9 protein-coding genes and 1 pseudogene are annotated in these 9,288 nt (G+C 65.5%); 4 read left to right on the plus strand and 6 right to left on the minus strand.

Going from position 1 to position 9,288, the window contains the following annotated elements; translation table 11 throughout:
• The first annotated feature begins 136 nt into the window (after positions 1 to 136).
• The 4 genes from AC04MI_RS11235 (at position 137) to AC04MI_RS11250 (ending at position 2,945) form a co-directional block, all read left to right on the plus strand.
• On the plus strand, positions 137 to 1,018 hold the full coding sequence (locus tag AC04MI_RS11235) for an EamA family transporter (protein WP_436079256.1): 882 nt from the start codon (positions 137 to 139) through the stop codon (positions 1,016 to 1,018).
• A complete protein-coding gene (locus AC04MI_RS11240) occupies positions 1,015 to 1,863 on the plus strand; it encodes a DUF429 domain-containing protein (RefSeq protein WP_436079257.1) in 849 nt (282 codons plus the stop codon). The genes AC04MI_RS11235 and AC04MI_RS11240 overlap by 4 nt, the downstream gene beginning before the upstream one ends.
• A gap of 84 nt (positions 1,864 to 1,947) precedes the next feature.
• A complete protein-coding gene (locus AC04MI_RS11245; protein ID WP_436079258.1) occupies positions 1,948 to 2,166 on the plus strand; it encodes a hypothetical protein in 219 nt (72 codons plus the stop codon).
• Between the two features lie 107 nt (positions 2,167 to 2,273).
• Positions 2,274 to 2,945, plus strand: coding sequence for a histidine phosphatase family protein (locus AC04MI_RS11250; RefSeq protein WP_436079259.1), 672 nt, complete (start codon positions 2,274 to 2,276; stop codon positions 2,943 to 2,945).
• A gap of 15 nt (positions 2,946 to 2,960) precedes the next feature.
• Here the strand turns inward: AC04MI_RS11250 and AC04MI_RS11255 are convergent, their stop codons facing one another.
• The 6 genes and pseudogenes from AC04MI_RS11255 to AC04MI_RS11280 form a co-directional block, all read right to left on the minus strand.
• Positions 2,961 to 4,064, minus strand: coding sequence for a hypothetical protein (locus AC04MI_RS11255; RefSeq protein WP_436079260.1), 1,104 nt, complete (start codon positions 4,062 to 4,064; stop codon positions 2,961 to 2,963).
• Positions 4,065 to 4,066: 2 nt separating this feature from the next.
• Positions 4,067 to 5,026: a hypothetical protein gene (locus AC04MI_RS11260; protein ID WP_476497810.1), complete on the minus strand. Its 960-nt coding sequence runs from the start codon at positions 5,024 to 5,026 to the stop codon at positions 4,067 to 4,069.
• Positions 5,027 to 5,258: 232 nt separating this feature from the next.
• Positions 5,259 to 6,602, minus strand: a complete 1,344-nt coding sequence (locus tag AC04MI_RS11265; protein WP_476497811.1) for a tetratricopeptide repeat protein — start codon at positions 6,600 to 6,602, stop codon at positions 5,259 to 5,261.
• Between the two features lie 23 nt (positions 6,603 to 6,625).
• On the minus strand, positions 6,626 to 7,234 hold the full coding sequence (locus AC04MI_RS11270) for a hypothetical protein (protein WP_436079263.1): 609 nt from the start codon (positions 7,232 to 7,234) through the stop codon (positions 6,626 to 6,628).
• A 106-nt stretch (positions 7,235 to 7,340) separates the two neighbouring features.
• Entirely contained in the window at positions 7,341 to 8,744 is a 1,404-nt protein-coding gene (locus AC04MI_RS11275) for an amidase (RefSeq protein WP_476497812.1), read from the minus strand.
• Between the two features lie 130 nt (positions 8,745 to 8,874).
• Positions 8,875 to 9,288, minus strand: a pseudogene (locus AC04MI_RS11280) (ABC transporter substrate-binding protein); the annotation flags it as partial.

Here is a 9,288-nt window from a genome sequence, read left to right on the forward strand (position 1 = left end):
GCGCATCGACCCAGACTAGGCTGGCTCGCTACGCAAATCGCCCCACTTTTCTTCGCAGCCAGCAATCACGTTTCGCAGCCGCAGCCGCCCAGAAGGCGCTGCGGCTTTTCTGTTCAGGCCGTTCTTTTCCCCGCCCGTGACCTTTACCGCCTTCGCCCTCATCATCCTCGCCGGCCTCATCCACGCGTGCTGGAACATCGTGGCCAAGAAGGCCGGGGGGGACTCGCGGTTTGCGTTCTTCACCTCGGTGATCATGATGGTCGTCTGGGCGCCGCTGGGCTGGTACCTGGGGCGCGACGCGGTGCCGCAGTGGGGTGCGGTGGAGTGGGGCTTCGTGGCCGCCAGCGGGCTGCTGCATGTGGCGTACTTCGTCATCCTGCTGCGCGGCTACCGTGTGGCGGACCTCACCGTGGTCTACCCGCTGGCGCGCGGCTCGGGGCCGCTGTTGTCGTCGCTGGTGGCCATCACGCTGCTGGGCGAGCAGATCTCGGCGCTGGGTGCCTTGGGTATCGTGGGCGTGGTGGGTGGTGTGTTTCTGATCGCGGGTGGCCCGGGCCTGCTGCGCGCCGCGCACGACCCTGCCGCGCGGGCTCGCGTGCACAAGGGCATTTTGTATGGCTTGCTTACTGGCGCCTTCATTGCCAGCTACACGGTGGTCGATGGCTATGCGGTCAAGTTTCTGCTGATGTCGCCCATTCTGGTGGACTACATGGGCAACTTTGTGCGTGTGGGCCTGTTGGCCCCGGTGGTGCTGCGCGACCTGCCCACGGCCCGCACGCTGTGGCTGGCGCAGTGGCGTTTTGCCCTGGCCGTGGCGGTGGTGAGCCCGGTGGCCTATGTGCTGGTGCTGTATGCCATGCAGCAGGCGCCCCTGTCGCACGTGGCCCCGGCGCGCGAGGTGTCCATGCTGTTTGCTGCGCTGATTGGCGGGCACCTGCTGGGCGAGGGTGACCGCGTGGCGCGCATTTTTGGCGCGCTGTGCATTGCGGCAGGCGTCACGGCCCTGGCCTTGGGATGACGGCCGCCGCACCACAACCTCTGCTGCTGGGCTGCGACTTCTCCAGCAGCCCCACGCGGCGCAAACCCATCGTGCTGGCGCTGGGCCAGCGCCAGGACGCGCGCGTGTCGCTCACCGCGCTGCAGCCGTTCGACACCCTGGCCGCGTTCGGCCAGTGGCTGGCGCAGCCCGGCGACTGGGTGGGTGGTTTTGACCTGCCCTTCGGCCTGCCACGCGAGCTGGTGCAGGCGCTGGGTTGGCCCACCGACTGGCATGCCTGCATGCTGCACTACCGCAGCCTCAGCCGCGAGCAGATCCGCGCGCAGTTTGCGGAGTTCTGCGATGCCCGCCCCGTGGGCGGCAAGTTTGCCCACCGCGCCACCGACGGGCCCGCAGGCTCCAACCCATCGATGAAATGGGTGAACCCGCCCGTGGCCTACATGCTGCACGCGGGCTTGCCGCTGCTGCTGGACGCGGGCGTGCACCTGCCCGGCCTGCACGCAGGTGACCCCCGCCGCGTGGCGCTGGAGGCCTACCCCGGCCTGCTCGCGCGCGAAGTGCTGCAGCGCCGCAGTTACAAAAGCGACGACCGCGCCAAGCAGACCCCCGACCGCCTCATCGCCCGCAAGGACCTGGTGAATGCGCTGGAGCTGGGCCAGACCCGCCTGGGCCTGCGCCTCAAGCTCAGCCACGCCCAGCGCGACACCCTGGTGGATGACGCTAGTGGCGACAGCCTGGACGCCGTGCTGTGCCTGCTGCAGGCCGCCTGGGCCCAGCAGCGCCATGCCGAGGGCGACGCGCTTTACGGCCTGCCGCCGGGGCTCGATCCRCTCGAAGGCTGGATCGTCACCGCGGACAAGCCCTGACCAACGATTCCGCCGCTTTTCCAGGCATCGGCCCGCCGCAGGCTGCGTAGCATGGGCGGGACACGTTGGATGCTTTGTTTGCCCATGCCTTTCGCCCCCCGCCATTGGTTCGCGCTGGTTTTGCTGGCCCCGCTGCTGCTGCAGGCCGCCCCCGCCCCCTGGTACTACTGGCGCAGCCTGGTCGATGGCCAGCGCGTGTGCGCGCAAACCTCGCCCGGCCCGGGCTGGGAGCAGGACAGCACCCCCCACGAAGGCCCCGGCTGCCAGCCGCGCCGCAAAGTGCTCATCGTGCCCATGCGGTAGTGTCTGCTGTGTTTTGTTATAAAAATAATAGCTATTGAGGCTTACTGGACGGGCGGTAGCGGCCAAAAAACCTTGCAATCGTGTGTGTACATTCGATAATGTCACGCATGACTGAACTGATTCTGATCCGACACGGCGAGACCGACTGGAACCGCGAACTGCGCTTCCAGGGCCACGTGGATGTGCCCCTCAACGCCACTGGCCACGAACAGGCCCGCCGTCTGGCCGATCGCCTGGCTGCAGAGCGCCCCGTGGTGCACCACCTCATCTGTAGCGACCTCATCCGCACCCAGCAGACTGCCACGCCCAGCCTGCAGGTGCTGTTCCCCCAGGCCCGCATAGACACCCTCACCGACAGCGCCCTGCGCGAGCAAAACTTTGGCGTGGTGGACGGCAAGCGCGTGGACGACGTCAAGCAGGAACACGCCGACGCATGGAACCAGTGGCTGCGCTTTGAAGCCGACTACGGCATGCCCGGCGGCGAGACCACCCGCCAGTTCCACACCCGCGTGATGGACGCCGTCTACCGCATCGCCCAGCAGCACAGCGGCCAGACCGTGATGGTGGTCACCCACGGCGGCGTGCTCGACATGATCTGGCGCACTGCGCGTGGCACCGGGCTGGATGGCCCGCGCCAGAGCGACATCCCCAATGCAGGGCTCAACCGCGTGCGGGTGAGCGGCGATGCCGTGGAAGTGCTGGACTGGGCCGATGTGCGGCACCTGGCGGATTTGCCAGAGCAGCCGGTGTACGATCAGACGAAGTTGGTGGTGCGGTGAGGAGGCCCGGGGTCTTTACCCACCTGCATAGATGACACCCGGGCGTGCACCGTCCAGGTCATCGGTATTGGGGTCCTGCACAGGCTCCACACCAAACATGCGCCCTAGTGTCACGAAGCGGTAGGTACCGCGTCGATCGGTGTAAACGGCGACTCCCTGCGGCGTCAGCGCGATGGGATACCACTCTCCGGCAACACGCTCATCGGTTTGCTGGCTGACCAGCTTACCGTCCGCTCCGTACAGCCTCAGTTCGCCTGTGGCTGCGAGTTGGCGGCTGCCCTGCTTGGAGGAGAAAGCGCGCACCGAGTGCAGGACAAACTGCCCCCCCGGCGCCAGCTTGAGAGCAGGCTCAGGGTCGCTGCCGGGAACGCCCTCAATCCGTACGATGCTGCGCTGTGTACGCTGCATCAGCGCAAAAGCCGCACCGTGGGCATTTTGAGAAGCTGTGTATCCAATCAGCGCGGTGTTGGCAGATGTTGCGAGCGGGGTGGCAAATGTCACCGTGGCGCCGCCCGCGTAACGGCTGAGCTCTGCACGCAGCTCAGAAGTCAGGTCGATTTCAGCCAGCTGGGGCTTGAGCCGCCCGTCGGAGCCACGTGTAATGCGTGGCGGCGTTCCATTGAGTACATCAAAGCTGCCCAGATCCTGTCGGCTCTGCAAAGTCCATGCTGGCACTGAAAATTTGAGGAGACTGTAAGGCATGCGTCCGCTTGTGTCGTCACGCTGCAACTGGGCAGATGCAACGATGAACGCCATTCCTTCATCCTGAGGCAGGGCATCGGTCAACGAGGCCGGTCTGGCCAAACAGCTGTCAGGTCGCACGCCTGCTGCCGGCAGCTTGGCCACGGCGGGAGGGCTGCCGCTGCGGTCTGACAGTTGAAAGCTTGCTACCTTGGCCTGTTTCGCAAGATCCAGGTGGTCAACGGTGCCGTTGCAATACACCACATACAGATGCTGCGAGTTCTCTCTCCCGCTAGCCGCCGTAGGAGCACGTACTTGCGACGCGGTGTTTGCATTCTCTGGGAAACACGCCGCCAGAAGCAAAGACAAGGCCAGTACGCCGGACGCAGCTAGCAGACCGCGTGGGCGGGTCGCAATGGAATCAGAGGTTGTCAGCACGTTCAGAAGTCCGATTGGGCAAGCACGTTCTCTACATAGTTTGGATCACCGACCGTGCCTCTGGCGGCTACTGGCACTCGCTCCCATTCGGCAAACCCCCGCTGGCTGCTGGAATCCTCCGTTACGAAAAGAGCGCCGTTATCGAGTCGTACCCTGTACTCATGCAAGCCATTGGCATATCCGTTGAAGCCGCGAAGTGTGTCCAACTCAAGTTGCTCTGGCGTGTAGTCAGGTAATTCCACAGGCAAGGCGGGCAGCCCTTGTGCGGTACGAGCGCGGTTCCATGCAGTCACCAGATTGCGAAAACGCTCTCCGCTACGTACGTTGCGAGGGTAGGCGCGGGCAATGCGTTCCTTTTCCAAGTACGGCGCCCATCCGCCGCGCACATTCTCTTTCCAGCTCCAAGTTTGATCGGCAGTAGGTGCAGGGCGTGTCAGTTGGCACAAGCCAACGCCGCCAAGACCATCGCTGCTGTACTTCGGCCAGTTACCCGGCGTCCGGAACTGTTGGAGCGAGCTTTCCTGGCGCATTTTTTTCCGAAACACGGCGCGGTTGGCCCCAATGCTGTTGGCAAAGGCGCGTATGGCTGTGCCAGTGGGATTGGTTCGAGCAATCGTCCATGTCGCCTGAGCGCGCTGCTCTGTCCCTCCAGCTCGCAAAATGACTTGCACTGTCAACACGCCGCCCCGTATTTCGGTGAAGGGTATTCGCCAACTGGCGTTGGCACTTACCTGCGGAGCGATGCGGCTGTGCTGCGTGCTTCTTCCGCCGCCAAAGGTGGCATTGGTGGCTGGTGAACTACCGTCAAAAGCCAACGTGGCCGACCATTCGTATATGGGGGCTGCACCCGAGGGCATGGGCTGGTTTTGTAACGCCGCCGTCACCACTATGGCGGGCATCTCAGCCTCGGCGGTGATAGAGAAGCGTGGGCCTGTGGGCTGACTGGAAATAACGAGAGGCATGTTGGGTACCGGCTGGGTGTCTCACTCGCTCTCTACGACGCAGCATGTGGATGTGTCGATTGGCACAGCCCACAGGTCGGCATGAAGTTAAACGGCCCGCAATTGTCATTTCCAGATTCTCTGGAAACAGGGATTGATCAGCCTGTTGGCTGTATCTGGGTGTGAAAGTCGTTACGCGAATCCAAGTCTGGTTGCGTTTGCTGTGGAGCGCGTTGGGAAGCGGCTTTGGGACTCAACCCGGCAATCTCAGCGCTGCGTTCACCACTTCCACCTGCCGCGCCAGCCTCGCCGACTCCGGCTGCGCATTGACCAACGGCTGCAACACGTTCTGCACCGCCGCMCACTGCCCGTTGCGCTGCAGTGCATCCAGCCAGATCTGGTGGAACAGATCCCGCTGCGCATGGCTGCCGCCAATCTCCACCAGCCGGGGCAGGGCCACGCCCAGCTTCTCCACTGCCGTCGCCCAGTCGCCCTGCGCATGCGCCAGCAGGCCGTGGGCGGCAGGCACGCACACCTGCTGCCACACGGTGCGCTCCTGCGCCTCGGTGCGGGTGGCGGCGTGGGCGGTGATGTTGTTCTGCAGCGTACGCGCGGCCTCCATGCGCCCGGCACGGGCCAGGCCGTAGAGGTATTGCAGGTCCAGGAAGGGAAGCACGTGGTCGGCCAGGCGCAGTGCCAGGCGATCGGCCACGTCGGTCCAGCGGTCGCCGACATCCACACCCGCCAGCTCCAGCCGGGCGAGCAGTGACACGGCGTTGATCTGGTCCTGGGTGTATTCCTTGACCACGCCCCACACCTGCTGGTCGTAGAGCGCCAGCACCTCGGCATGCCGGTCTTGCTCCAGCAAAAACAGCGCCTGGTGCCACCAGTTGTGCGTGACCATGAAGGAGTTCAGGTCCGTCCAGGTGTCGCTCATGCTGGCCATGAAGTCGGTACCTTCGCGGATACGGCCCTGGGTCAGCATGACGTGGGCCAGCGCGTGGTGGGCCCAGGGCTCTTTGCGGCACAGGGTGATGGCGTGGCGTGCGGCGCTTTCGGCCTCTTGCAGGCGGTGGCATTGCTCCCAGCCAAAGGCCAGCATGCCGTGCAGGTAGGGCACCTCGGCCGCTGCGGGCAGGGCCTGCAGCGCCAGACGCAGCATGCCCGGCGAGTCGCCCCGGTTGAACAAATGATATTGGCCGAGCTTGAGGGAGGCGAGGTCTCGCGGGTGCAGGCGGGCTTGCTCCTCGTGCAGCGCAATGGCGCGGGGCAGGTCGCCATCCACCCAGGCGGCGATGGCGGCCACAAAGCGTTGTTCACGCTCAGTAGCCTCTGCGGCGCGGGCCAGGGCCTGGTCGATGAAGGGGCGGGCGTTGCGCGGGGCGTCGGCCGACTCGGCAAACATGTGCAGCGCGGCGCAGCTGGCCTGAACGATGGGGCTGGTGTCGGCCGCCGCGTTCAGCACGTTCACCGCGCGCGCCTCGCAGGCGATGAAGCCTTCTACAAAGTCATTCAGCGCTGTCGCGCTGGTTTCGTCCTGCAGCGTGATGGGGTTGCCCAGGCTGTCGGTCATGCGGGTGTGCGTGGAGGATGGCATGGGGCATTGTTGGGTCGCTGGGCTCAGCCGCCGTTGATCAAGGTCACGTAGGCGTTGCGGGTTTCGGCTGAAACGGAAGCGACGAGCTGTTCGTGTGGCGTCTGGTGCCGCGCCAGCATGCGGGCGCTGGCCACGGTTTTGGACTTGCAGTACCAGTGGCAGGTGTGCTGCATCAGAAACAGCTCGGCCGTCATCATGTAGGCGCGGTCCTTGGGCGACAGGTGGCTGGTGTTCTGCACCACATGGGCGATGCCGCGCGCGTGGATGGTGAGCGCTCGGCGCACGTCAAAGGTCATGACGGGCAGCAGCTTGTCGGCAAACGGGATCGGCACGGAGAGCCGGCTGACGCGGGCGTGGGCTTCGTCCACCTTGGCAAAGTCGGCGGCAAAGCGGCTGAACTGCTCGCTCAGCTGCGACTCGGTGGTGCTCAGCAGGCTCCAGATCTGGCTGCGGCGCTCGTCGGTGCTTTCACCCAGGGCGCGCAGGTAGCCGTCGGTCAGCGCCTCCATCAGCTTTTCGATCTGGTAGTTGGCCAGGTGTTTGCCCAGCAGCGCAATGCGCTTGCGCTGCTCTTTGGCGTTGAGCATGAAGGTGCCGGTGGCGATGAGGATCGCCAGGATGATGATGTCCATGCGTTGGTGGAATGGTGGTTTGTGAGGCGGGGGGCTCCAGCGGTGGTGCCAGCGTCAGAGCGTATCCCCCCAAGGTTACCAACAACAACGCACGACAGATGCAGGGTTATGCCGCAGGCGGCTGGGGCCATGCCCGCTGGGGTTCGCGGATCAGCTCGAAGGCGTGCGCCACCTGCAGCACGCCCAGGTCGTCAAAACGCGCGCCCGCGATCTGCAGGCCGATGGGCAAACCAGCGCGGGTGTAGCCGCAGTTGACCGAGGCCGCAGGTTGCTCGGACATGTTGAATGGCACGGTAAAGCCGATGTGTTCCAGCGGGCGCAGCGGGTCGTTGGTGGGCGAGGGCAGCTCGGCCTGGAAGGCGACGTTGGGCGCCACGGGCGAGATCACATAGTCGAACGCGCTGCAGGCCTTGACGGCGGCTACGCGCGTCAGGTGGAACTGGTGGCTGGCGGTGAAGACCTCGGTGCCGCTCATGCCGGCGGCACTGTCGGCCCAGGTGCGGATGTAGGGCAGCACCTTGTCGCGCCGCGCCGCCGGCAGGGCCTGCAGGTCGATGTGGGAACGCATGCGCCAGAAGTGGTCCATGCCGTCGAGCATGGCCTGGGTCATGAAAGGTGCCATGGGCACGATGGTGGCGCCGGCGGCTTCCATGAGTTGGGCTGCGCGCTCCACGGCGGCCTTCACCTCGGGCTCCACCGGCAGGCCGCAGCCTGCATCCAGCAGCAGGCCGATGCGCAGGCCGCGCAGGCGCTCGGCGCCCTTGTTGAACTGGCTCCAGGCGATGTCCTGGTAGGGCAGGCTCATGCTGTCGCGCGCGTCGGGCTGGCTCAGCACCTGCATCATCAGCGCGGCGTCGGCCACGGTGCGGGTCATGGGGCCGGCGGCGCGGCCGGTGTAGGGCGGGTCAATCGGGATGCGGCCCAGGCTGGGCTTGAGGCTGAAGATGCCGCACCAGCTGGCAGGCAGGCGCAGCGAGCCACCAATGTCGGTGCCGATGTGCAGCGGGCCGTAGCCCGCAGCGGCCGCCGCGCCACCGCCGGCGCTGGAGCCGCCCGGGCCCTTGCTCACGTCCCAGGGGTTGCGCGACAGCGGGTGAAAGGTGGACAGGCCGGATGACAACATGCCGTAGTCGGGCATGGTGGTCTTGGCGACGATGACGGCACCTGCCTCGCGCATACGGGCGGCGGGCGGCGCATCGGCTGCGGCGGGCACCAGCTCAACGGCGGCCGTGCCCAGCGGGGTGGGGTCGCCTTCGGTGGAGATATTTTCCTTGATGGTGCTGGGCACGCCGTCGAGCAGCCCCTTGGGCTCGYCGCGCAGCCAGCGGGCCTCGGAGGCACGGGCCTGGGCCAGGGCGGCCTCGGGGCGCAGCAGGTAGGTGGCTTTGATGTGGGGCTCCCACCGTTCAATGTGGGCCAGCACGGACTGCGTGACCTCGACCGGTGACAGCTTGCGCTGGCGGTAGGCGGCAATCAGGTCGTGGGCGGGCAGGTCGTGCAGTTCGGTCATGGCGGGGTGGGTGGTCGCCGTAGCGATGTTTATCAATAAAAAAGGCTGCAAGCGCTACTGGATAAAGCGCTGGCAGCTATTGTTTTAGGAGTCTTGACTCCTGCACGCGCCGCGTTGCGGTGCGTGGCTGTCAGGACCAGGACAGCGCGGAGATGTCGTTCACGAACACGGGCATGTCTTTCCACAGGCCCTTGAGGTTCTTGTTGGCCACCGTGATCCACTGGTTGGAGTACAGGAAGGCGTGTACCGCATCGTTGGCCAGCAGGCGCTGCGCATCGCCCAGCAGCTTGGCGCGGTCGGCGGGGCGGGCGGCGTTCTTGATCTGGGTGAACAGGTCGTTGAACTTGGGCGAGTTGTAGGCCCAGTAGTAGTCGGGCTTGGCAAAGTTGCCCAGGTCAAAGGGCTCCACGTGGCTGATGATGGTCAGGTCGTAGTTCTTGCTGCCGTAGGTGCCGCTGAGCCACTGTGCCCATTCCACGTTCTGGATCTTGGCGATGATGCCGACCTTGGCCAGCTGGGCAGCCACCACCTCGCCGCCCTGGCG

The sequence above is a fragment of the Acidovorax sp. LjRoot204 genome, assembly GCF_056175785.1.